At 60.8% G+C, this 22,450-nt stretch carries 22 protein-coding genes; 10 read left to right on the top strand and 12 right to left on the bottom strand.

Features of this window, described 5'->3' with window-relative positions; all coding sequences use genetic code 11:
* Positions 1–4: 4 nt before the first annotated feature.
* A complete protein-coding gene (locus BFP96_RS08915; protein ID WP_065936046.1) occupies positions 5–451 on the bottom strand; it encodes an NUDIX hydrolase in 447 nt (148 codons plus the stop codon).
* A gap of 667 nt (positions 452–1,118) precedes the next feature.
* Entirely contained in the window at positions 1,119–3,344 is a 2,226-nt protein-coding gene (locus BFP96_RS08910; RefSeq protein WP_065936045.1) for an NADP-dependent isocitrate dehydrogenase, read from the bottom strand.
* Between the two features lie 494 nt (positions 3,345–3,838).
* Between BFP96_RS08910 and icd the strand changes: the two genes are divergently transcribed.
* Positions 3,839–5,095, top strand: a complete 1,257-nt coding sequence (icd, locus tag BFP96_RS08905; protein WP_065894988.1) for an NADP-dependent isocitrate dehydrogenase — start codon at positions 3,839–3,841, stop codon at positions 5,093–5,095.
* Positions 5,096–5,168: 73 nt separating this feature from the next.
* Here icd and cspD read toward each other — a convergent pair whose 3' ends face one another.
* The gene (gene cspD / locus BFP96_RS08900) at positions 5,169–5,420 is read right to left on the bottom strand and encodes a cold shock domain-containing protein CspD (RefSeq protein WP_065894989.1); all 252 of its coding nucleotides are present in this window, start codon (positions 5,418–5,420) and stop codon (positions 5,169–5,171) included.
* 224 nt (positions 5,421–5,644) lie between these two features.
* Between cspD and clpS the strand changes: the two genes are divergently transcribed.
* Positions 5,645–6,013 (top strand): ATP-dependent Clp protease adapter ClpS, encoded by a 369-nt coding sequence (gene clpS / locus BFP96_RS08895; RefSeq protein ID WP_005789091.1) that lies wholly within the window; start codon positions 5,645–5,647, stop codon positions 6,011–6,013.
* Positions 6,014–6,042: 29 nt separating this feature from the next.
* A complete protein-coding gene (gene clpA / locus BFP96_RS08890) occupies positions 6,043–8,313 on the top strand; it encodes an ATP-dependent Clp protease ATP-binding subunit ClpA (RefSeq protein ID WP_065884964.1) in 2,271 nt (756 codons plus the stop codon).
* Positions 8,314–8,498: 185 nt separating this feature from the next.
* On the opposite strand, the gene infA is transcribed toward clpA, so the two are convergent.
* The 3 genes from infA to aat form a co-directional block, all read right to left on the bottom strand.
* Entirely contained in the window at positions 8,499–8,717 is a 219-nt protein-coding gene (infA, locus tag BFP96_RS08885) for a translation initiation factor IF-1 (RefSeq protein WP_002553999.1), read from the bottom strand.
* Positions 8,718–8,817: 100 nt separating this feature from the next.
* A complete protein-coding gene (locus BFP96_RS08880; protein WP_065884965.1) occupies positions 8,818–9,525 on the bottom strand; it encodes an arginyltransferase in 708 nt (235 codons plus the stop codon).
* Between the two features lie 56 nt (positions 9,526–9,581).
* Complete coding sequence (gene aat / locus BFP96_RS08875; protein ID WP_065936044.1) at positions 9,582–10,262, bottom strand: leucyl/phenylalanyl-tRNA--protein transferase; 681 nt, start codon at positions 10,260–10,262, stop codon at positions 9,582–9,584.
* A gap of 497 nt (positions 10,263–10,759) precedes the next feature.
* On the opposite strand from aat, the gene BFP96_RS08870 reads away from it, so the two are divergent.
* The 6 genes from BFP96_RS08870 to cysG are packed head-to-tail and all read left to right on the top strand — an operon-like array spanning position 10,760 to position 18,262.
* Positions 10,760–13,168: a DNA translocase FtsK gene (locus tag BFP96_RS08870; RefSeq protein ID WP_065884967.1), complete on the top strand. Its 2,409-nt coding sequence runs from the start codon at positions 10,760–10,762 to the stop codon at positions 13,166–13,168.
* Positions 13,169–13,222: 54 nt separating this feature from the next.
* Entirely contained in the window at positions 13,223–13,846 is a 624-nt protein-coding gene (lolA, locus tag BFP96_RS08865; protein WP_065894944.1) for an outer membrane lipoprotein chaperone LolA, read from the top strand.
* Between the two features lie 27 nt (positions 13,847–13,873).
* On the top strand, positions 13,874–15,196 hold the full coding sequence (locus BFP96_RS08860; RefSeq protein ID WP_065894945.1) for a replication-associated recombination protein A: 1,323 nt from the start codon (positions 13,874–13,876) through the stop codon (positions 15,194–15,196).
* Complete coding sequence (gene crcB / locus BFP96_RS08855; RefSeq protein ID WP_057721801.1) at positions 15,196–15,570, top strand: fluoride efflux transporter CrcB; 375 nt, start codon at positions 15,196–15,198, stop codon at positions 15,568–15,570. Before BFP96_RS08860 ends, crcB begins: the two co-directional genes overlap by 1 nt.
* Positions 15,571–15,586: 16 nt before the next feature.
* Positions 15,587–16,867 (top strand): serine--tRNA ligase, encoded by a 1,281-nt coding sequence (gene serS, locus BFP96_RS08850; RefSeq protein ID WP_065936043.1) that lies wholly within the window; start codon positions 15,587–15,589, stop codon positions 16,865–16,867.
* Positions 16,868–18,262, top strand: coding sequence for a siroheme synthase CysG (gene cysG, locus BFP96_RS08845; RefSeq protein WP_065894947.1), 1,395 nt, complete (start codon positions 16,868–16,870; stop codon positions 18,260–18,262). It abuts the gene before it with no gap.
* Positions 18,263–18,368: 106 nt separating this feature from the next.
* Here the strand turns inward: cysG and BFP96_RS08840 are convergent, their stop codons facing one another.
* The 6 genes from BFP96_RS08840 to tusD all read right to left on the bottom strand — a co-directional run bounded on the left by BFP96_RS08840 (position 18,369) and on the right by tusD (position 21,803).
* Positions 18,369–19,364: a glutathione S-transferase family protein gene (locus BFP96_RS08840; RefSeq protein WP_065936042.1), complete on the bottom strand. Its 996-nt coding sequence runs from the start codon at positions 19,362–19,364 to the stop codon at positions 18,369–18,371.
* Between the two features lie 88 nt (positions 19,365–19,452).
* Complete coding sequence (locus tag BFP96_RS08835; protein ID WP_065936041.1) at positions 19,453–20,454, bottom strand: glycosyl transferase family protein; 1,002 nt, start codon at positions 20,452–20,454, stop codon at positions 19,453–19,455.
* Complete coding sequence (locus BFP96_RS08830; RefSeq protein WP_065894950.1) at positions 20,451–20,786, bottom strand: TusE/DsrC/DsvC family sulfur relay protein; 336 nt, start codon at positions 20,784–20,786, stop codon at positions 20,451–20,453. Before BFP96_RS08830 ends, BFP96_RS08835 begins: the two co-directional genes overlap by 4 nt.
* Entirely contained in the window at positions 20,783–21,061 is a 279-nt protein-coding gene (gene tusB / locus BFP96_RS08825; RefSeq protein ID WP_065894951.1) for a sulfurtransferase complex subunit TusB, read from the bottom strand. Before tusB ends, BFP96_RS08830 begins: the two co-directional genes overlap by 4 nt.
* A complete protein-coding gene (gene tusC / locus BFP96_RS08820; protein ID WP_065894952.1) occupies positions 21,061–21,411 on the bottom strand; it encodes a sulfurtransferase complex subunit TusC in 351 nt (116 codons plus the stop codon). Before tusC ends, tusB begins: the two co-directional genes overlap by 1 nt.
* Positions 21,411–21,803 carry a sulfurtransferase complex subunit TusD gene (gene tusD / locus BFP96_RS08815; RefSeq protein ID WP_065884976.1) on the bottom strand — a complete coding sequence of 131 codons (393 nt, stop codon included), beginning with the start codon at positions 21,801–21,803 and terminating at the stop codon, positions 21,411–21,413. The genes tusC and tusD overlap by 1 nt, the downstream gene beginning before the upstream one ends.
* Positions 21,804–21,961: 158 nt before the next feature.
* Here tusD and BFP96_RS08810 point away from each other — a divergent pair.
* On the top strand, positions 21,962–22,450 hold a 489-nt coding region (locus BFP96_RS08810; protein WP_139113372.1), incomplete at its 3' end, for a CaiB/BaiF CoA transferase family protein.

The raw sequence follows: 22,450 nt of genomic DNA, 5'->3' as shown, positions 1-22,450 counted from the left end.
AAGGCTAAAGAGAAGGACGGATCAATTCCAGGCTGTGACGCTGGCCGGCCAGATAATCATCGATACAGCGGATGATCAGCTCGCTGCGCCAGTCGTCGCGCAGGCCCATCAGCTCGTCCCGGGTCAGCCAGCGGGCGCGTAGGATGCCTTCGTCGAGTTGATGGTCCGGGTGGTGTTTCAGCGCCTTGGCGATGAAACAGACCCGTTGATAGGTCACGCCGTTGCTCGGGGCGGTGTAGAGGTAGATGCCGACGATGCCGGTGGCTTCGACGTCCCAGCCGGTTTCTTCGAGGGTTTCACGCACGGCGGCTTCGGTCAGGGTTTCGTTCGGGTCCAGGTGCCCGGCGGGCTGATTGAGTACGGCACGGCCGCCCTTGAGTTCTTCGACCATGAGGAAGCGGCCGTTGTCTTCGACGAGGGTGGCGACGGTGATGTGGGGGAGCCAGGTCATGGGGTGCCTCTAGATTCAGGGAGGGGCGGTGCGTTCTTGGGTCAGGATTGCAGTCAATGTGGGAGGGGGCTTGCTCCTGATGATGGCCTCTGGGTCGACCAGGATGTTGTGTCGATCCCGGTCCAAATGTGGGAGGGGCGGTGCGACGATTCGACTTGCCCCCGATGGCGGCCTCTGGGCTGGTCGGGATGTTGGATTGGACCGGGTACATATCCGTTTCTGCGGTAACGGCTGCTAATGGTTCCGCTTTTACAGCGGCTCACTTTTGAAAAGCGCAAAAGTAAGCAAAACGCTCTTGCCCCACCACTCGGCACCTCGCCTGCGTTCGGCCAGCGTGGTTTAACGGGGCTCCTGAGATCAAGATCAAATGCCAGATCAAGAGCGGCTCGCTTCGCATCGTGGTTACGTTTGGGCGCGGCTGCGTTGTTAAGTGTACACCGCCGTCTGTAGGAGCGAGCTTGCTCGCGAAAAACGTCAACGATAACGCGTGCTTTCTGAATGAGCGCGGTGCCTGTGAGTTTTTCGCGAGCAAGCTCGCTCCTACAAAAAGCCCTGACTGACTGGTATTAGGGTAGGCCCACTGCCGCATTTGACCCGGTTTCTTCAGTTAAACAGTGGAAACAGAAACCCCGGCACTCGGCCGGGGTTTCTTTGCATCGTTACAACCTTACTTCAACTTGGCAATCGCCGCATTGAGGGTGTTGCTTGGACGCATGGCCTTGCTGGTCAGCTCGGGGTTCGGCGCGTAGTAGCCGCCGATGTCCACTGGCTTGCCCTGTACGGCGTTGAGCTCGGCAACGATGGTTGCTTCGTTCGCGGCCAGGGTCTGGGCCAGTTCGCCGAACTGCGCTTGCAGGGCAGTGTCTTCGGTCTGGGCGGCCAGGGCCTGGGCCCAGTACAGCGCCAGGTAGAAGTGGCTGCCGCGGTTGTCGATGTTGCCGACTTTGCGCGATGGCGACTTGTTGTTGTCGAGGAATTGGCCAGTGGCCTGGTCCAGGGTTTTGGACAGTACCAGGGCTTTCGGGTTGTTGTACGTCACGCCCAGATGCTCAAGGGACGCGGCCAGGGCCAGGAACTCGCCCAGGGAATCCCAGCGCAGGAAGTTTTCTTCCACCAACTGCTGCACGTGTTTCGGCGCCGAGCCGCCGGCGCCGGTTTCGAACAGGCCACCGCCGTTCATCAGCGGCACGATCGAAAGCATCTTGGCGCTGGTACCCAGTTCCATGATCGGGAACAGGTCGGTCAGGTAGTCGCGCAGTACGTTACCGGTCACCGAGATGGTGTCCAGGCCCTTGCGGGTGCGCTCCAGGGTGAACTTCATCGCGTCGACCGGCGACATGATGCGGATGTCCAAGCCTTCAGTGTTGTGGTCTTTCAGGTAAGCCTGAACTTTCTCGACCACGACGCCATCGTGCGCGCGCTGTGGGTCCAGCCAGAAGATGGCCGGGGTGTTGCTGGCGCGGGCGCGGTTGACGGCCAGTTTGACCCAGTCCTGGATCGGCGCGTCTTTGGTCTGGCACATGCGGAAGATGTCGCCGGCTTCGACCGACTGTTCCATCAGCAGCTTGCCCTGGCTGTCGGTGACGCGGACGACGCCGTCAGCCTTGATCTGGAAGGTCTTGTCGTGGGAGCCGTACTCTTCGGCTTTCTTGGCCATCAGGCCAACGTTCGGCACGCTGCCCATGGTGGTTGGGTCGAAGGCGCCATTGGCCTTGCAGTCTTCGATGACGGCCTGGTAGATGGTGGCGTAGCAGCGATCCGGGATCACGGCCTTGGTGTCGTGCAACTGGCCGTCGGTGCCCCACATTTTGCCGGAGTCACGGATCATGGCCGGCATCGAGGCGTCGACGATGACGTCGCTCGGCACGTGCAGGTTGGTGATGCCTTTGTCGGAGTTGACCATCGCCAGCGATGGGCGAGCGGCGTAGACCGCCTGGATGTCCGCTTCGATCTGCGCCTGCTGGTCAGCCGGCAGCGCCTTGATACGGGCGTACAGGTCGCCGATGCCGTTGTTCAGGTTGAAGCCGATCTGCTCAAGCACAGTGGCGTGCTTGGTCAGGGCGTCCTTATAGAACTCGGCGACGATCTGGCCGAACATGATCGGGTCGGAGACCTTCATCATGGTGGCTTTCAAGTGAACCGACAGCAGCACGCCTTGCTTCTTGGCGTCTTCGATCTCGGCGGCGATGAATGCGCGCAGGGCTTTTTTGCTCAGCACGGCGGTGTCAATGATCTCGCCGGCCTGTACCGAGGTCTTTTCCTTCAGGACAGTGGCGGTGCCGTCTTGAGCGATCAGCTCGATTTTGACAGCGTCAGCGGCTTCGATCTGTACGGCTTTTTCGCTGCCGTAGAAGTCGCCATTGCTCATGTGGGCGATGTGCGACTTGGAGTCGGCAGCCCAGGCGCCCATTTTGTGCGGGTGCTTGCGTGCGTAGTTCTTGACCGACAGCGGTGCGCGGCGGTCGGAGTTGCCTTCGCGCAGTACCGGGTTCACGGCGCTGCCCTTGACCTTGTCGTAACGTGCACGGGTTTCTTTTTCCGCGTCGGTGGTGACGGTTTCCGGGTAGTCCGGCAGGGCGTAGCCCTGGGCCTGCAGTTCCTTGATCGCGGCTTGCAGCTGCGGGGTCGAGGCGCTGATGTTAGGCAGCTTGATGATGTTGGCTTCAGGCGTAACGGCCAGGTCGCCCAGTTCGGCGAGGTGGTCCGGGATGGCCTTGGCGCCCAGTTGCTCGGGGAAGCTTGCGAGGATGCGCGCGGCGAGGGAAATGTCGCGGGTTTCCACGGCAATATCAGCGGAAGCGGTGAAGGCCTCTACGATAGGCAGCAGTGAATAGGTGGCGAGGGCTGGGGCTTCGTCGGTGAAGGTGTAGATGATCTTCGAGCGGGTGGGCATATTCGGATTAACTCTCTTCTTTGCTGAAAGCGTGCGCAGAAACTCGAGATGCGCCGGGTGGAGCGCGTTCGTTCAAAGTCATCCATGAGCGAAATGTCGAGTGTTCTTCGCGGTGATGTTGGGTTGCATCAGTCGAGCGTCAAGCGTTTGGACTATTGTAATAGTCCTGCTTTCTGGCTGAAGGCTACTGTCTAGAGCGGTCAACCGTCGTGACTCTTTGGTCAGCGGCGGCATTATACATAGGTCGCTATGCTTACGCTGAGCCTTCATACAAAAGGTGGGTCGTCCATTGGTCTAAAGGTCGCAGGCGGGCCGGGTGCGGGCAACGTCGCACGTTGTGCTCAAGATTGGCGGTTTTCCCTTTGCTTTCAGGCTTGTAGGCGACAAGTTATGCTGTTTTCGACGCAAATGAGCATGGCGTGAGGTTTCAGTCGCCATTTATCTGGAGTAGGCTCGAACGCAGCCAGATGTTCAATCCATAGATGGAGTTCAGCATGGGATACAAGAAGATTCAGGTTCCGGCAGTCGGCGACAAAATCACCGTCAATGCAGACCATTCTCTCAATGTTCCTGACCAACCGATCATCCCGTATATCGAAGGAGACGGTATCGGCGTCGACATCAGCCCGGTGATGATCAAGGTGGTCGACGCTGCTGTTGAAAAGGCCTACGGCGGCAAGCGCAAGATCTCGTGGATGGAGGTATATGCCGGCGAGAAGGCCACTCAAGTCTACGACCAGGACACCTGGCTGCCCCAGGAAACCCTGGACGCGGTCAAGGATTACGTGGTGTCCATCAAGGGCCCGCTGACCACCCCGGTCGGCGGCGGCATTCGTTCGCTGAACGTGGCTTTGCGCCAGCAACTCGACCTGTATGTGTGCCTGCGCCCGGTGCGCTGGTTTGAAGGCGTGCCCAGCCCGGTCAAGAAGCCCGGGGACGTGGACATGACCATCTTCCGTGAGAACTCCGAGGACATTTACGCCGGCATCGAGTGGAAGGCCGGTTCGCCCGAGGCGATCAAGGTGATCAAGTTCCTCAAGGAGGAAATGGGGGTGACCAAGATCCGTTTCGACCAGGATTGCGGGATTGGCGTCAAGCCGGTGTCGAAAGAGGGCACCAAGCGCCTGGCACGCAAGGCCCTGCAATATGTGGTGGATAACGACCGCGACTCGCTGACCATCGTGCACAAAGGCAACATCATGAAGTTCACCGAAGGTGCCTTCAAGGAATGGGCCTACGAAGTGGCGGCCGAGGAGTTCGGCGCGACCCTGCTCGATGGCGGGCCGTGGATGCAGTTCAAGAACCAAAGGACCGGCAAGAATGTAGTGGTCAAGGATGCGATCGCCGATGCGATGCTCCAGCAGATCCTGCTGCGTCCGGCTGAATATGATGTGATCGCCACGCTCAACCTCAACGGCGACTACTTGTCCGACGCACTCGCGGCGGAAGTGGGCGGCATCGGTATCGCGCCGGGCGCCAACCTGTCAGACACCGTGGCCATGTTCGAGGCCACCCACGGCACGGCACCGAAGTACGCGGGCAAGGATCAGGTCAACCCGGGCTCATTGATTCTGTCGGCGGAAATGATGCTGCGACATATGGGCTGGGTCGAAGCGGCGGATCTGATTATAAAAGGCACTAACGGCGCTATTTCGGCCAAGACCGTGACGTATGACTTCGAGCGGCTGATGGAGGGGGCGACATTGGTGTCGTCGTCGGGCTTTGGTGATGCGTTGATCAAGCATATGTAAACGGGAAGAGCAACTGGCCACTCTGATGACTCAGGATGGCCGGTTTGCCTGTTAAGGTGTTGCTCGATGCTGGTCAGGCTGATTCTTGAGCAGGTACCCTTTCTGCAGCGTCTTCAGTGGTGACGGGCGCGCTGATATTCACAGCATGCAGGCCCTTGGGGCCTTGAATAATCTCAAAGCAGACAGGCTGACCCGCTTTGAGTGTCTTGTAGCCGTCCATCTGGATCGCTGAGTAATGCGCAAAAAGGTCTCCATCTTTTCCATCTTCAAGAATGAAGCCATAACCCTTGGCGTTGTTGAACCACTTGACCTTACCACTAGCCATTCCCTTATCCCTCTGCACCAGACTCCATCACTGGAGTATCATCCCGTCTATCCGTCCTAACCCGAATAAATAAGGTTGACTGCGCGGACCTTTTTTACCCACTGTGGGCTCTATTGGTTGTAACACCGATTTGCCGATAGTCAAGGCGACCAAAGGGTTGGAGTTGAAAATCTGACAGGTCGCCCCCACCACTGTATTTGAACCACTGACGAACCTTTCTTTCCATGCATGCAAATAGCCAGATTCGACTAACATTCAATCAGGATCGCCCGGATCAGGAACATGACGACGACGGTTCTGCAGGCATTGCTGTTCAGGAGGCCAAGCCTGCTTTACAGGCGCCGCCGATGTACAAGGTGGTTTTGTTCAATGATGACTACACACCGATGGATTTCGTGGTCGAAGTGCTCGAGGTGTTTTTTAACCTGAACCGCGAGTTGGCGACCAAGGTAATGCTGGCCGTTCACACAGAAGGACGGGCAGTATGTGGAGTGTTTACCCGCGACATCGCCGAGACAAAGGCCATGCAGGTCAACCAGTACGCCAGGGAAAGCCAGCATCCGCTACTCTGTGAAATCGAGAAGGACGGTTAACGCCGACCACTTGGGTATGAGGTGAAGCTATGTTAAACCGCGAGCTCGAAGTCACCCTCAATCTTGCCTTCAAGGAGGCTCGTTCGAAGCGTCATGAATTCATGACCGTCGAACACCTGCTGCTGGCACTTTTGGATAACGAAGCTGCCGCCACCGTTCTACGTGCGTGCGGCGCCAACCTCGACAAACTCAAGCATGACCTGCAGGAGTTTATCGACTCCACGACGCCACTGATCCCCGTGCATGACGAGGACCGTGAGACCCAGCCAACCCTGGGCTTCCAGCGGGTATTGCAGCGTGCTGTCTTCCACGTACAGAGCTCCGGTAAGCGTGAAGTCACGGGCGCCAATGTGCTGGTGGCGATTTTCAGCGAGCAGGAAAGCCAGGCCGTGTTTCTGCTCAAGCAGCAGAGCGTGGCCCGTATCGATGTCGTCAACTACATCGCCCACGGCATCTCCAAGGTGCCCGGGCATGGCGATCATTCCGAGGGTGAGCAGGATATGCAGGACGACGAGGGCGGTGAGTCTTCTTCTTCAAGCAACCCGCTGGATGCCTATGCCAGCAACCTCAATGAACTGGCGCGCCAGGGGCGGATCGATCCGCTGGTGGGGCGTGAGCTGGAGGTTGAGCGCGTAGCGCAGATCCTCGCGCGTCGTCGCAAGAACAACCCATTGCTGGTCGGTGAGGCGGGCGTGGGTAAAACCGCGATTGCCGAGGGCCTGGCCAAGCGTATCGTCGACAATCAGGTGCCGGACCTGCTGGCCAACAGTGTCGTCTACTCCCTGGACCTGGGCGCATTGCTCGCCGGGACCAAGTACCGTGGCGATTTCGAGAAGCGTTTCAAAGCGCTGCTCGGCGAACTGAAAAAACGCCCGCAGGCGATCCTGTTCATCGACGAGATTCACACCATTATTGGCGCGGGTGCCGCGTCGGGCGGGGTGATGGATGCGTCCAACCTGCTCAAGCCGCTGCTGTCGTCGGGTGATATCCGCTGCATCGGCTCGACCACGTTCCAGGAGTTTCGCGGCATCTTCGAGAAAGACCGTGCCCTGGCGCGGCGCTTCCAGAAAGTCGATGTGTCCGAGCCTTCGGTTGAAGACACCATCGGTATCCTGCGCGGTCTCAAGGGGCGTTTCGAAGCGCACCATGGCATCGAGTACACCGATGAAGCCCTGCGTGCGGCGGCTGAGCTGGCGTCACGCTACATCAATGACCGGCATATGCCGGACAAGGCCATCGATGTGATCGACGAGGCGGGTGCCTATCAGCGCCTGCAGCCGGTCGAGAAGCGTGTAAAGCGTATCGACGTGCCTCAGGTCGAGGACATCGTGGCGAAGATCGCGCGGATTCCGCCTAAACACGTCAACAGTTCCGACAAGGAACTGCTGCGTAATCTGGAACGTGATCTCAAGCTGACCGTATTCGGCCAGGATGCGGCCATCGACGCGTTGTCCACCGCGATCAAGCTATCGCGTGCGGGCCTCAAGTCGCCGGACAAACCAGTGGGTTCGTTCCTGTTTGCAGGCCCCACCGGCGTCGGTAAGACCGAGGCGGCGCGGCAGTTGGCCAAGGCCATGGGGATCGAGCTGGTGCGCTTTGACATGTCCGAATACATGGAGCGTCACACCGTGTCGCGCCTGATCGGTGCGCCTCCGGGCTATGTCGGTTTCGACCAGGGCGGTCTGCTGACCGAAGCGATCACCAAGCAGCCGCATTGTGTATTGCTGCTCGATGAAATCGAGAAGGCCCACCCGGAAGTCTTCAACCTGCTGCTGCAGGTGATGGACCACGGCACCCTGACCGACAACAACGGGCGCAAGGCGGATTTCCGCAACGTGATCGTGATCATGACCACCAACGCCGGTGCCGAAACCGCTGCGCGGGCTTCGATCGGCTTCAGCCATCAGGATCACTCTTCCGATGCAATGGAAGTGATCAAGAAGAGCTTCACGCCGGAGTTCCGCAACCGTCTGGATACCATTATCCAGTTTGGTCGCCTCAGCCATGAGGTTATCAAAAGCGTGGTGGACAAGTTCCTCACCGAACTTCAGGCACAGTTGGAAGACAAGCGCGTGCAGTTGGAAGTCACCGAAGCGGCGCGCAGTTGGATTGCCGAAGGTGGCTACGATGCGGCAATGGGCGCACGCCCGATGGCGCGTCTGATCCAGGACAAGATCAAGCGGCCGTTGGCCGAAGAGATCCTGTTCGGCGAGCTGTCCGACCATGGCGGCGTGGTGCATATCGATCTGAAGGACGGCGAACTGACCTTCGACTTCGAAACCACGGCGGAAATGGCCTGATCGATAGCTACGGGCGCCAATGTGGGAGGGGGCTTGCCCCCGATAGCAGTGTTTCAGTCGCTACATGAGTGACTGATCTACCGCTATCGGGGGCAAGCCCCCTCCCACATTGGTTTTGGGTGTCAGGTAAATAACACACACACACAAAAACGCCCGGCATAACCGGGCGTTTTGTATTGACTTGCTTAGCGAGCGCGGTAAGTGATGCGCCCTTTGCTCAAGTCATAGGGCGTCAGCTCGACGCGCACTTTGTCACCGGTAAGAATACGAATGTAGTTCTTGCGCATCTTGCCGGAGATATGCGCGGTTACGACGTGCCCATTTTCCAACTCCACACGAAACATGGTGTTGGGCAGGGTGTCGACGACAGTGCCTTCCATTTCGAAGCTGTCTTCTTTCGACATGCAGTAAAGCCCTCGGTATCCAGTGAATGGCCCGGTGCAACTGCGCCAGGCAAAAGCGGCGTGCATTGTGCCCGAAAAAGGGTGTTCAAGCCAAGGGGTTCTAGTTAAGCGTTACCCATCTTTGATTAATCAGTAGCTCAATGGGCCGATATTGGGTCTTGTAGTTCATCTTTTTGCAGTTTTTGATCCAGTATCCGAGGTACACCGCCTCCAGTTCCAGGCGCAGCGCTTCACCTATTTGCCAGAGAATCGCAAAGCGCCCCAGGCTGCGGCGTTCTTCGGCGGGCTCATAGAAGGTGTACACCGCCGACAGCCCGTTGGGCAGCAGGTCGGTCACCGCCACGGCCAGCAACCGTCCGTCGAGGCGAAATTCGTAGAAGCGCGAAAAAGGCAGGTCACGCACCAGGAACGTGGAAAATTGATCGCGGCTGGGCGGGAACATATCGCCGTCGGCATGGCGTTGTTCGATGTAGCGTTGATAGAGGTCGAAATATTCTTCGCTGTACTGCGGCTTGACCGCGTTTACCGTCAGGTCGGCGTTGCGCTTGAGAATGCGCTTCTGGTTGCGATCCGGTAAAAACTGCGCGACCGGGATGCGCGCCGGCACGCAGGCGTTGCAGTTCTGGCAATGCGGTCGGTACAGGTGATCGCCGCTGCGCCGAAAGCCCATCTCCGACAGGTCGGCGTACACATGCACGTCCATCGGCTGGCTGGGATCGAGGAACAGTGTGGTGGCCTGCTCGTCGGGCAGATAGCTGCAAGAGTGGGCTTGAGTGGCATAAAACTTCAAGCGCGCCAACTCGGTCATGATCAACCCTCGGAATAAGCTTTGAAATAAGTGTAAGCCAGGTACGCGGATGGCGCCTAAGAAACCCACGGCCCCGAGCTGGGCTGGTCCAAATGATCGCGCAGATACCCGGCGAATTCGCTGCGCGGTATGCCGCGTGCGCCCAGGCTGTGCAGATGATCATTGGGCATCTGGCAGTCAATCAGCACAAACCCCCAGGCCTGCAATTGCCGGGTCAGCGTGGCGAAGCCGAATTTCGAGGCGTTGTCGGCGCGGCTGAACATGGATTCGCCAAAAAACAATTGACCCATCGCCAGGCCGTACAGGCCGCCGACCAGCTCGCCCTGGTCCCAGACCTCCACGGAGTGCGCGTAACCACGCTGATGCAGCGCCAGGTAGGCGCTCTGGATGCTTTCGGTGATCCAGGTGCCGTCTGCATACGCACGAGGCGCCGCGCAGGCCTGGATGACCGCTGCGAAATCCTGATCAAACGTCACGCTATAGCGCTGTTGGCGCAATAATTTGCCTAGGCTGCGCGAGACGTGCAGCTCGTCGGGGAAGATCACCGTGCGTGGGTCGGGTGACCACCAGAGAATCGGCTGGCCTTCGGAGAACCAGGGAAAGCAGCCGTGGCGATAGGCCTGGATCAATCGTTCGGCCGACAGGTCGCCGCCGGCGGCAAGCAGGCCATTGGGTTCGCGCATGGCCTTGGCCAGTGGCGGGAATGTCAGGGTGTCGCGTTGTAACCAGGTCAGCATGGCATCCAGGCTTACGGAAGGGGAGGGGAGTGGCAGGTCGGGCGCCTGCCCCAGGACCTGATTATTGTCGACGCAGCGCCTCGGGGCCAGCGCAAATGGCCGCTCGAGCTGGTTTAGCGTGTAAGGGTGTTTCTGCAACTCTGCGTATAAGGTGCGGTCGTAATCGGGTCTGGCCAATGCAGGCCATTTGCCAAGCTTGCCTTGATTGGTAAATACAGCGCATAAGCCTTTGTCAGCAAAGACAATGCATGCTCAAATTGAACAGGCTGCAACACGTGAACGGCTCAGGCCGCCGGGTGATGGGCAAGTACGTGGCATCGCGCACGCAAACCCGTACAATGCGGCGTTCATGGCGTTATCGCCATTTCATCGATGGGTTATGCAGTGTTAAAAAGTAGATTCAGCAACATTTGTCATTTTTCAGCTGCTCGGATAGAGCAGTCGTGTGCAGTCATTCAACAGATGGACGCGCTAAAAGGCGCAGGAAAAGACCCGTTTTGAAGAAATCCGCCGCAACACCCAAAGCAGCAGTCGTGCCGGCCTGGCGTCAGCACCTGCATTACCGACTCAAGGAAGGTGCGCTGATCGCAATCGGCGCGCTGTGCCTGTTCCTGATGATGGCCTTGCTTACCTATGGCAAGGACGATCCCGGCTGGAGTCATAACAGCAAAATCGACGACGTGCAGAATTTCGGTGGCCCGGTGGGTTCCTACAGCGCCGATATCCTGTTCATGATTCTCGGTTATTTCGCGTACATCTTTCCGCTGTTACTGGCGATCAAGACCTGGCAGATTTTCCGCCAGCGTCACGAGCCTTGGCAGTGGAGCGGCTGGCTGTTCTCCTGGCGCCTGATCGGGCTGGTGTTCCTGGTGTTGTCCGGCGCGGCCCTGGCCCATATCCATTTCCATGCACCGACCGGTCTGCCGGCGGGCGCGGGCGGGGCGCTGGGCGAAAGCCTGGGTGACCTGGCGCGGCGCACCCTGAATATCCAGGGCAGCACGCTGATGTTCATCGCGCTGTTCCTGTTCGGTCTCACGGTGTTCACCGACCTGTCGTGGTTCAAAGTGATGGACGTGACCGGCAAGATCACCCTTGACCTGTTCGAGTTGTTCCAGGGCGCCGCCAACCGTTGGTGGGCGGCGCGTGTGGAGCGCAAGCAGATGGTTGCGCAACTGCGCGAAGTGGACACCCGCGTCAACGAAGTGGTGGCCCCAAGCACGCCGGACCGCCGCGAGCAGGCCAAGGTCAAGGAGCGCCTGATCGAGCGCGAACAGGCCCTGAGCAAGCACATGTCGGATCGCGAGAAGCAGGTGCCGCCGGTGATCGCACCCGCGCCGCCCAAGGCGCCCGAGCCCAGCCACCGCGTGCAGAAAGAGAAACAGGCGCCGCTGTTCATCGACAGCGCCGTCGAAGGCACCTTGCCGCCGATCTCGATTCTTGACCCTGCGGAAAAGAAACAACTCAATTACTCGCCCGAATCCCTGGCGGCCGTCGGCCACCTGCTGGAAATCAAGCTCAAGGAGTTCGGCGTCGAAGTGTCGGTGGACTCGATTCACCCGGGCCCTGTCATTACCCGTTACGAGATTCAGCCGGCCGCAGGCGTCAAGGTCAGCCGCATTTCCAACCTGGCCAAGGACCTGGCGCGCTCCCTGGCCGTGACCAGCGTGCGCGTGGTGGAAGTGATTCCCGGCAAGACCACCGTGGGTATCGAGATTCCCAACGAAGACCGCCAGATCGTGCGTTTCTCCGAGGTACTGTCGACCCCGGAATACGACAACTTCAAATCGCCGGTCACCCTGGCCCTCGGCCATGATATCGGCGGCAAGCCGGTAATCACCGACCTGGCGAAAATGCCGCACCTGCTGGTGGCCGGTACCACCGGTTCCGGTAAGTCGGTGGGTGTGAACGCGATGATCCTGTCGATCCTGTTCAAGTCGGGCCCGGACGACGCCAAGCTGATCATGATCGACCCGAAAATGCTTGAGTTGTCGATCTACGAAGGCATTCCGCACCTGCTCTGCCCGGTAGTGACCGACATGAAGGACGCCGCCAACGCCCTGCGCTGGAGCGTCGCCGAGATGGAGCGTCGCTACAAGCTGATGGCGAAGATGGGCGTGCGTAACCTGTCCGGCTTCAACGCCAAGGTCAAGGAAGCCCAGGACGCCGGTACGCCGCTGACCGACCCGCTTTACAAGCGCGAGAACATTCACGACGAAGCGCCGCTTTTGACCAAGCTGCCGACCATCGTGGTGGTGGTCGACGAATTCGCCGACATGATGATGATCGTCGGCAAGAAGGTCGAAGAACTGATCGCGCGTATCGCCCAGAAGGCCCGTGCGGCCGGGATCCACCTGATCCTCGCCACCCAGCGGCCGTCGGTGGATGTGATCACCGGTCTGATCAAGGCCAACATTCCTACGCGTATGGCGTTCCAGGTGTCGAGCAAGATCGACTCGCGGACCATCATCGACCAGGGCGGCGCCGAGCAACTGCTGGGCCACGGTGACATGCTCTACATGCCGCCCGGCACCAGCCTGCCGATCCGTGTCCACGGGGCGTTCGTTTCCGACGATGAAGTGCATCGCGTGGTGGAAGCCTGGAAACTGCGTGGCGCTCCGGAATACAACGACGACATTCTCGCGGGCGTGGAAGAGGCCGGCAGCGGCTTCGATGGCGGCAGTGGGGGTGGCGACGATGACGCCGAAACCGACGCGCTCTACGACGAAGCCGTGGCGTTCGTGCTGGAAAGCCGCCGTGCCTCGATCTCCGCCGTGCAACGCAAGCTGAAGATCGGCTACAACCGCGCCGCCCGCATGATCGAAGCCATGGAACACGCCGGCGTCGTCACCGCAATGAACACCAACGGCTCGCGCGAAATCATCGCCCCCGGGCAGATGCGCGACTGATCCCGCGCCGCGTGGCAGCACGCGGCGCGCCCTGACTATTCAATGAGGACTCCCATGCGCATTATCCGCATGCTGTTGTTGCCGGCACTGGCCCTGACCGCTGTTTCGGCCCACGCTGACCCGGCTTCCGTGGCCAGTCTGAAGAACCTGCTGGACAAATCCCAGACCCTGACCGCGCGCTTTTCCCAGCTGACCCTGGACGCCGGTGGCACCCAGTTGCAGGAGACCGCAGGCGAAATGGCCGTGCAGCGTCCCGGCCTGTTCTACTGGCACACCGAAGGCAAGGCCGAGCAGACCATCGTGTCCGACGGCCAGAAAGTCACGCTGTGGGACCCGGACCTTGAACAGGCGACCATCAAGAAGCTCGACCCGCGCCTGAACCAGACGCCGGCGCTGCTGCTGTCGGGGGACGTGTCGAAGATCAACGACAGTTTCGACATCACCTCCAAGCAAACCAGCAACGTCATCGAGTTCACGCTCAAGCCCAAATCCAAGGACACCTTGTTCGACACCCTGTCGCTGTCGTTCGGCAACGGCGTGATCAACAACATGCGCCTGGTTGACAGCGTTGGCCAGCGCACCGATATCCTGTTCTCCGGGGTCAAGGCCAACCAGCCTGTGCCCGCGTCCAAGTTCAAGTTCGACATCCCCAAGGGTGCCGACGTGATCCAGGAATAAACTCCCCAGAGGTTTCAAACGCTGCCCATGGATCTGTTTCGAAGTGACCCGATTGCCCAGCCCCTGGCCGCGCGCCTGCGCTCGACCAACCTGGATGAGTACGTCGGTCAGGAACATCTGCTCGCTCGCGGCAAGCCCTTGCGTGAAGCCCTGGAGCAGGGTGCGCTGCACTCGATGATTTTCTGGGGGCCGCCGGGGGTGGGTAAAACCACCCTGGCACGGCTGCTGGCCAAGGTCTCGGATGCACACTTCGAAACGGTCTCCGCCGTGCTGGCCGGGGTCAAGGAGATCCGCCAGGCGGTGGAAGTCGCCAAGCAGCAGGCCGGACAGTACGGCAAGCGCACCATCCTGTTTGTCGACGAAGTGCATCGCTTCAACAAGTCGCAGCAGGACGCATTCCTGCCGTACGTCGAAGACGGCACGTTGATCTTCATCGGCGCCACCACTGAAAACCCGTCTTTCGAACTCAATAACGCGTTGCTCTCGCGGGCTCGCGTCTATGTGCTCAAGAGCCTGGACGAAGCGGCGATGCAGAAGTTGTTGCAGCGTGCCTTGAACGAAGACAAGGGCCTGGGCAAGCGCCAGCTGAGCGTCAGTGAAGAGGGCTTCAAGATCCTGCTCACGGCCGCCGATGGCGATGGCCGGCGTTTTCTCAACCTGTTGGAGAACGCCTCGGACCTTGCCGAAGATGGCGGCGAGATTGGTGTCGACCTGCTGCAAAGCCTGCTGGGCGACACGCGTCGGCGCTTCGATAAGGGCGGTGAAGCGTTCTACGACCAGATATCGGCGCTGCATAAATCCGTACGCGGTTCCAACCCGGACGGCGCGCTGTACTGGTTCGCGCGCATGATCGACGGCGGTTGCGACCCGTTGTACCTGGCGCGCCGCGTGGTGCGCATGGCCAGTGAAGACATCGGCAATGCCGACCCGCGCGCCTTGAGCCTGTGCCTGGCGGCCTGGGACGTGCAGGAACGCCTCGGCAGCCCGGAAGGCGAACTGGCGGTGGCCCAGGCCATCACTTACCTGGCCTGCGCGCCGAAAAGCAACGCGGTGTACATGGGCTTCAAGTCGGCGCTGCGAGCGGCGGCCGAACATGGCTCCCTCGAAGTGCCGATGCATTTGCGCAACGCGCCGACCAAGCTGATGAAACAGCTGGGTTACGGCGATGAATACCGCTATGCCCATGACGAGCCGGACGCCTACGCGGCCGGCGAAGATTACTTTCCCGATGAGCTCGAGCCGCTGGCGCTCTATCAACCGGTGCCCCGTGGCCTGGAGCTGAAGATCGGCGAAAAGCTCAACCATCTGGCCCAACTCGACCGTCTCAGCCCCCGTCAGCGGAGAAAGTAGTGCTCAAGACGATTCTTGCCGTGTCCGCAGCCGGCATCGCTGGTACATTATTGCGTTTCGCCACCGGCACCTGGGTCAGCGCCCATTGGCCGAAGCATTTCTATGCGGCGACCCTGGCGGTCAACCTGGTGGGCTGCCTGATCATCGGGCTGTTGTACGGCTGGTTCCTGTTGCGCCCGGAAGTGCCGATTGAAATTCGCGCCGGCTTGATTGTCGGCTTTGTAGGCGGTCTGACGACCTTTTCATCCTTTTCACTGGATACGCTGCGCCTGCTGGAAAGCGGGCAGGCCCTGGTCGCCTTCGGGTACCTGGGCATCAGCGTGTTCGGCGGGCTGCTCGCCACCTGGGCCGGCCTGTCCCTGACCAAACTTTGATAAACGAGAGACCGACATGCTCGATTCCAAACTGTTACGTAGCAACCTTCAGGACGTAGCGGACCGCCTGGCATCCCGTGGCTTTGCCTTGGATGTTGCGCGCATCGAAGCGCTGGAAGAACAGCGCAAGACCGTCCAGACCCGCACCGAGGCACTGCAGGCTGAGCGGAATGCGCGTTCCAAATCCATCGGTCAGGCCAAGCAGCGCGGCGAAGACATCGCGCCGTTGATGGCGGACGTCGAGCGCATGGGCACCGAGCTGTCCGACGGCAAACTCGAGCTGGACAAAATCCAGTCCGAACTGGATTCGATCCTGTTGGGCATCCCCAATATTCCCCATGAGTCGGTGCCGATTGGCGAGGACGAAGACGGCAACGTCGAAGTGCGCCGCTGGGGCACGCCGAAAGCCTTCGATTTCGAGATCAAGGACCACGTGGCCCTCGGCGAATTGACCGGCGGCCTGGATTTCGAGACCGCCGCGAAAATGTCCGGCGCACGCTTTGCTTTGCTGCGCGGCCCGATCGCCCGCATGCACCGTGCCCTGGCGCAGTTCATGATCAACCTGCACACCGCCGAGCACGGTTACGAAGAAGCCTACACGCCTTACCTGGTGCAGGCGCCGGCGCTGATGGGCACCAGCCAGTTGCCGAAATTCGAGGAAGACCTGTTCAAGATCAGCCGCGACGGCGAAGCCGACCTGTACCTGATCCCGACCGCCGAAGTGTCGCTGACCAACATCGTTGCCGGGGAAATCCTTGATGCCAAGCAATTGCCGTTGAAGTTCGTGGCCCACAGCCCGTGCTTTCGCAGTGAAGCCGGTGCATCCGGTCGCGATACGCGCGGCATGATTCGCCAGCACCAGTTCGACAAGGTCGAGATGGTCCAGGTAGTCGAGCCTTCGACGTCGATGGAGGCGCTGGAGGGCCTGACTGCCAACGCCGAGCGCGTCCTGCAGTTGCTGGAGCTGCCGTACCGCGTACTGGCGCTGTGCACCGGCGACATGGGATTCAGCGCCGTGAAGACTTACGACCTCGAAGTGTGGGTGCCGAGCCAGGACAAATACCGCGAGATTTCGTCGTGCTCCAACTGCGGTGATTTCCAGGCCCGGCGCATGCAGGCGCGGTTCCGTAATCCGGAAACCGGCAAGCCGGAGCTGGTGCACACCCTCAACGGTTCGGGCCTGGCCGTAGGCCGTACGCTGGTGGCCGTGTTGGAAAACTACCAGCAGGCCGACGGTTCGATCCGCGTGCCTGAGGTGCTCAAGCCGTACATGGGCGGCGTCGAGGTCATCGGCTAAATGGAATTTCTGCCGCTGTTTCATAACCTGCGCGGCAGTCGTGTGCTGGTCGTCGGTGGGGGGGAGATTGCCTTGCGCAAATCCCGCCTGCTGGCTGACGCCGGCGCAGTGCTGCGGGTGGTTGCTCCCCAGATCGAAGACCAGTTGCGTGAACTGGTACTGGGCAGTGGCGGGGACCTGATGTTGCGCGGTTATCAGGAGGCCGACCTCGACGGTTGCGTGCTGATCATCGCCGCCACCGACGACGAGCCGCTGAACGCGCAGGTGTCCAGTGATGCCAAGCGTCGCTGTGTACCGGTCAATGTGGTGGATGCGCCAGCCTTGTGCAGCGTGATCTTCCCGGCGATCGTCGACCGTTCGCCGTTGGTGATTGCGGTGTCCAGTGGCGGCGATGCGCCGGTGCTGGCGCGCTTGATCCGCGCCAAGCTGGAGACCTGGATTCCGTCCACCTATGGCCAATTGGCCGGGTTGGCGGCGCGTTTTCGTGCCCAGGTCAAAGGCTTGTACCCGGATGTGCAGCAGCGTCGCGCGTTTTGGGAAGAAGTCTTCCAGGGTCCGATTGCCGACCGCCAATTGGCCGGGCAGGGCGCTGAGGCCGAGCGCCTGCTGATCGAAAAGGTCAATGGCGCACCGCCTTACGCACCGGGTGAGGTGTACCTGGTGGGCGCGGGCCCGGGCGATCCGGACCTGCTGACCTTCCGCGCCTTGCGCCTGATGCAGCAAGCCGACGTGGTGTTGTATGACCGTCTGGTGGCCCCGGCGATTCTGGAGCTGTGCCGCCGTGATGCCGAGCGCGTGTATGTCGGCAAGCGTCGCGCCGAGCATGCCGTGCCCCAGGACCAGATCAACCAGCAACTGGTGGACCTGGCCAAGCAAGGCAAGCGCGTGCTGCGTCTCAAGGGCGGCGACCCGTTCATTTTCGGGCGTGGCGGCGAAGAGATCGAGGAACTGGCGGCCCACGGCATTCCGTTCCAGGTGGTGCCGGGCATCACTGCGGCCAGTGGTTGCGCGGCGTATGCGGGGATTCCGCTGACGCACCGTGACTATGCGCAGTCGGTGCGCTTTATCACCGGGCACCTGAAGAACGGTACGTCGGACTTGCCCTGGCAGGACCTGGTGGGGCCGTCGCAGACCCTGGTGTTCTACATGGGCTTGATCGGTTTGCCGATTATCTGCCAACAGTTGATCCTGCATGGCCGCGCTGCCGATACGCCGGCAGCGTTGATCCAGCAGGGCACCACCTCCAACCAGCGCGTGTTCACCGGCACACTCGCCGACTTGCCGCGCATGGTGGCGGAGCATGAAGTGCATGCGCCGACATTGGTGATCGTAGGTGAGGTGGTGGTGTTGCGCGAGAAGCTCAAGTGGTTTGAAGGCGCTCAGTCCCAGGTGTAAGCCTCAAAAGCATCGGGGGCAAGCCCCCTCCCACATGGGTATGCATTCCAAGTGTGGGAGGGGGCTTGCCCCCGATGAGGCCATCAACTCCAGCCCACCATCCGGATCAGTTCCACACACCTTTGCCACTCAACCGCGCCCGATCATGCCCAACATCAAACCGCTGCAACGGCCCCTTCGGCACAATCCCCGTCGGATTGATGGTCCGATGGCTGGCATAGTAATGCCCCTTGATATGCTCGAAATCCACCGTCTCGGCCACTCCCGGCCACTGATACATCTCCCTTAGCCAGTTCGACAGGTTCGGATAATCGGCAATCCGCCGCAGGTTGCACTTGAAGTGGCTGTAATACACCGCATCAAAACGAATCAGCGTGGTGAACAGCCGTACATCCGCCTCGGTCAGGTATTCGCCGGCCAGGTAGCGATGCTCGTCCAAGTGATGTTCCAGGTGATCAAGCTCGGCAAACACATCATCAAACGCGCTTGCATAAGCCTGCTGCGAGGTGGCGAACCCGGCGCGGTACACGCCGTTGTTCACGGCGGGGTAGATGCGTTCGTTCAGGGTGTCGATGGTCGAGCGCAATGCCTGCGGGTAGAAATCCAGGGTATTGCCGGTCAGTTCATTGAAGGCGCTGTTGAACATGCGGATGATCTCCGCCGATTCGTTGCTGACGATGCGCTTGAGTTTCTTGTCCCACAACACCGGCACGGTGACGCGCCCGGTGTAGTCAGCGGTGTCGGCGGTGTAGCGCTGGTGCATGAAGTCGAAACCGTCCAGCGCATCGCCGCTTGAGCCGTGGGCCTTGTCGAAGGTCCAGCCGTTTTCCAGCATCAGCCAACTGACCACCGAGACGTCAATCAGGCTTTCCAGGCCCTTGAGCTTGCGCAGGATCAGGGTGCGGTGGGCCCAGGGACAGGCCAGGGAAACGTAGAGGTGATAGCGTCCGGCCTCGGCCTTGAAACCGCCTTCGCCGCTCGGGCCGGGCTGGCCGTCGGCGGTCACCCAGTGACGACGTTGCGCCTGTTCGCGCTGGAAAGCGCCATCTGCACTACTTTCGTACCACTGGTCTTTCCAGTGTCCTTCGATCAGCAAACCCATGACTGGCTCCTTGGCTAATAAGCGTTGGAGCTCAGTCTAAAGGGATGAGTTCGAACTAAAAGCGCAAAGACCGGAGGTGAATGATCGATTAAATCGATTTGTCTCGTGCGTCCCAGTACTGCTTTGCCAGTTCGAACGCCTGCTCGCGGGTGTGTCCCAGGCCGCGCAAGGCCAGGGCCATGGTTGCGATCAGCGCCAGTTGCGGGTAGCTGTCCTCGACGTCGCCACGCCACAGGGCGTTCAGATGCTCGGGCTCCAGGGTCGCCGGTTTGACGTGGCGCTGGGCGGAGAGGGCGGGCCATTCTTCGTCCCAGCTCTGGCCGCCGGTGGTGCCATACAGGTGGCTGAGGGTGTCGGGGTTGATCTCGATCTCGCCGCCGTCGCCCTTGACCACAATCACGTTGTCGCCCAGCAGGCCACTGGCATCGCGGTGCACGCCCTGGTAACCCGGGTGGAAAATGCTTTGCAGGCCGCAACGGGCATTCAGCGGGTTGAGCAGGCGGGCCAGGGAGTGGATCGGCGAGCGCAGGCCCAGGGTGTTGCGCAGATCGATCATGCGCTGCAACTGGGGCGCCCAGTCGCCCAGCGGGATAAACGCCAGGTTGCCGTGTGCATACGCTGCCTCGACCTGCTGCCAATTGCGGCACAGCGGTATGTGCAAGCGCTCCAGCAGTTGCTCGGTGTACAAGCGCCCCGCCGTATGCGCGCCGCCGCCGTGCATGAGGATGCGCACACCCTGTTGCGCCAGGCATTTGGCCGCCAGCAGGAACCAGGGCAAGTGGCGCTTTTTGCCGGCGTAGGTCGGCCAGTCGATATCCACATTCAGTGCGGGCGGGTTCAACCGCTCGCGTACCGCTTCGGTGAAGCCGGCGAGCTCTTCCGGGCTTTCTTCCTTGTGCCGCAGCAGCATGAGGAAGGCGCCCAGCTGGGTGTCTTCGACTTTTTCGTCGAGCAGCATGCCCATGGCTTGCCGCGCTTCCTCACGGGTGAGGTTGCGTGCGCCGCGCTTGCCTTTGCCCAGGATGCGCACGAACGGCGCAAACGGATGTTCTTCAGGCGTCGAGAGGGTCAGGGGGGCAAAATCGGTCATAAGCAATTCGTCGGCCTGGGCAGGCCCGCCAGCTTGGCGGCGAGTTTGGCGGGAGTGCCGTTGAACAGTTTATTGAGGTGCAGGCTGTTGCCCTTTTGCGGGCCGAGCTTCAAGGCGGTGTACTTGATCAGCGGGCGCGTGGCGGGGGACAGCTGGAATTCGCTATAGAACTGGCGCAGCAACAGGAGGATTTCCCAGTGGTCCGGGGTCAGTTCCACGGCTTCGGCGGTGGCCAGGGCGTGCGCCACCTCATCGGACCAGTCATCCAGGTCGACGAGGTAGCCGTCCTTGTCCAGTGCCAGGCTGCGCGTGCCGACGGTCAGTGTGTTCATAACCAACTGTTGACCTTGCCATAGTCGATCGACAGCTGCACGAACCCCGGATAGTCGACGCTGTCGGCCCAGTCCGGGAGCGGCAGGTTGCGTGCCTGCAGGTCTTCAGCCAGCACAAACACTTTTACCCCCCTGGTTTGCAGCGCTGCGTTGTGCAGGCCGTAGGCGCCGTCGCCGCACAGCAGGATGGCATCCGCGTTGCCGCACACACGCAGGCAACTGTCCAGACGGCTGTCGGTAAAGGGGGAGTGGCTCACCACATGTAGAGTCGACATCAGAGGGTAATCACCTGATCGTAACGGTCAATCAGCCTGGAAATGGCCTGGCTGTCCAGGGCCTGCGCATTGTCCGGTGGCGGCAGCCCGCGTGCGGACAGGCTGTGGCCGCAGGCGAACACGTCATCGATGCCGAACAGGCCCAGCGCCTGCAGGTTGGCGCTCAAATCCTTTTGTTGCACGGCCCTGGCGTCCTGGTGCCGCGCCAGCTGGAACACGCCGTCGTCCAGAAACAGCAGGCCGATAGGCAGATCGAACGCGCCTCCGGCCAGCACGATATCCAGCGCTTCGCGCGCGCTGGGGCCGGACCATGGCGCTTGGCGGCTGATGATCAGCAATGATTGGGCCATCACGCACCTCCAAAACAGATCAGGCGGTCGGCGTCCTGGATCGCATCATGCAACTGCCCCAGGCCCGACAAGGCCCAGGGCGCGTCCAGGTTCACCGCGCTGCGTTGATAGCGCGTGGCTTCCTCGGCATTGAGCACGCCGCGGCGCAAGGCGGCGGCGATGCACACGACGCCGTCGAGTTGGTGGGTGCCGACAAATTCGCGCCACTGGCGCGCGATGTCCTGCTCGTCCTGGGGCGCGACGATATTATTGGAGGCGCTGTACACGCCATCCTGATAAAAAAACAGCCGCACAATTTCATGCCCGCCGGCCAAAGCCGCCTGGGCGAACAACAGGGCGCGGCGCGAGGCGGGCGCGTGGGCGGCGCAAAACACTGCAATCGCGAACTTCATGGAACACTCTGCGAACAAACGTGGGCCAATGATAAAGCCGCCGCGACGAAAAAGCCCGCCGTGATCAAAACGGTCACTGCGCTTGATCGTTCTGACGATTGCCGCCGGCACCGAAGGCTGACTACGCTGTGGCCAGTCCAATCGCAAACGGAGTTTGTATGTCAGGTCCCTTGGCGTCCCTCAAAGTGCTGGATTTTTCCACCCTGTTGCCCGGCCCGTTCGCCTCGCTGATGCTGGCGGACATGGGCGCCGACGTGCTGCGCATCGAATCGCCGACGCGGCCGGACCTGTTGCGCGTGTGGCCGCCCCATGATCACGGCACGTCGGCAAGCCATGCCTATCTCAATCGCAACAAGCGCAGCCTGGCACTGGACCTCAAGCGGGACGAGGCGTTGCAGATCGTCTTCGAGCTGGTCAAGGGTACCGATATTCTCATCGAACAGTTCCGCCCCGGGGTCATGGACCGTCTGGGCCTGGGGTACGCCGCCCTTAAGGCGATCAACCCCAGGCTGATCTATGTGTCGATCACCGGCTACGGCCAGACCGGCCCCTACAGGGACCGCGCCGGTCACGACATCAACTATCTCGCTGTCGCCGGCGTGGCCAGCCACACCGGGCGGCGGGACAGTGGGCCGTTGCCGCTGGGC

Origin of the sequence: Pseudomonas sp. 34 E 7, assembly GCF_900005715.1 — a bacterium.
GTDB lineage: Bacteria > Pseudomonadota > Gammaproteobacteria > Pseudomonadales > Pseudomonadaceae > Aquipseudomonas > Aquipseudomonas orientalis_A.
Note: the sequence above shows the minus strand (reverse complement) of the source record. Positions and strands in the feature narration are given on the sequence as shown.

What these genes read in the sequence shown, in the direction of transcription:
- icd (WP_065894988.1), top strand. Translation starts at nt 3,839, where the DNA reads ATGGGATACAAGAAGATTCAGGTTCCGGCAGTCGGCGACAAAATCACC.
- clpA (WP_065884964.1), top strand. Translation starts at nt 6,043, where the DNA reads ATGTTAAACCGCGAGCTCGAAGTCACCCTCAATCTTGCCTTCAAGGAG.
- infA (WP_002553999.1), bottom strand. Translation starts at nt 8,717, where the DNA reads ATGTCGAAAGAAGACAGCTTCGAAATGGAAGGCACTGTCGTCGACACC.
- BFP96_RS08910 (WP_065936045.1), bottom strand. Translation starts at nt 3,344, where the DNA reads ATGCCCACCCGCTCGAAGATCATCTACACCTTCACCGACGAAGCCCCA.
- tusB (WP_065894951.1), bottom strand. Translation starts at nt 21,061, where the DNA reads ATGTCGACTCTACATGTGGTGAGCCACTCCCCCTTTACCGACAGCCGT.
- clpS (WP_005789091.1), top strand. Translation starts at nt 5,645, where the DNA reads ATGCATGCAAATAGCCAGATTCGACTAACATTCAATCAGGATCGCCCG.
- lolA (WP_065894944.1), top strand. Translation starts at nt 13,223, where the DNA reads ATGCGCATTATCCGCATGCTGTTGTTGCCGGCACTGGCCCTGACCGCT.
- BFP96_RS08880 (WP_065884965.1), bottom strand. Translation starts at nt 9,525, where the DNA reads ATGACCGAGTTGGCGCGCTTGAAGTTTTATGCCACTCAAGCCCACTCT.
- aat (WP_065936044.1), bottom strand. Translation starts at nt 10,262, where the DNA reads ATGCTGACCTGGTTACAACGCGACACCCTGACATTCCCGCCACTGGCC.
- BFP96_RS08915 (WP_065936046.1), bottom strand. Translation starts at nt 451, where the DNA reads ATGACCTGGCTCCCCCACATCACCGTCGCCACCCTCGTCGAAGACAAC.
- BFP96_RS08830 (WP_065894950.1), bottom strand. Translation starts at nt 20,786, where the DNA reads ATGAACACACTGACCGTCGGCACGCGCAGCCTGGCACTGGACAAGGAC.
- BFP96_RS08835 (WP_065936041.1), bottom strand. Translation starts at nt 20,454, where the DNA reads ATGACCGATTTTGCCCCCCTGACCCTCTCGACGCCTGAAGAACATCCG.
- cspD (WP_065894989.1), bottom strand. Translation starts at nt 5,420, where the DNA reads ATGGCTAGTGGTAAGGTCAAGTGGTTCAACAACGCCAAGGGTTATGGC.
- tusD (WP_065884976.1), bottom strand. Translation starts at nt 21,803, where the DNA reads ATGAAGTTCGCGATTGCAGTGTTTTGCGCCGCCCACGCGCCCGCCTCG.
- serS (WP_065936043.1), top strand. Translation starts at nt 15,587, where the DNA reads ATGCTCGATTCCAAACTGTTACGTAGCAACCTTCAGGACGTAGCGGAC.
- tusC (WP_065894952.1), bottom strand. Translation starts at nt 21,411, where the DNA reads ATGGCCCAATCATTGCTGATCATCAGCCGCCAAGCGCCATGGTCCGGC.
- BFP96_RS08840 (WP_065936042.1), bottom strand. Translation starts at nt 19,364, where the DNA reads ATGGGTTTGCTGATCGAAGGACACTGGAAAGACCAGTGGTACGAAAGT.
- BFP96_RS08860 (WP_065894945.1), top strand. Translation starts at nt 13,874, where the DNA reads ATGGATCTGTTTCGAAGTGACCCGATTGCCCAGCCCCTGGCCGCGCGC.
- cysG (WP_065894947.1), top strand. Translation starts at nt 16,868, where the DNA reads ATGGAATTTCTGCCGCTGTTTCATAACCTGCGCGGCAGTCGTGTGCTG.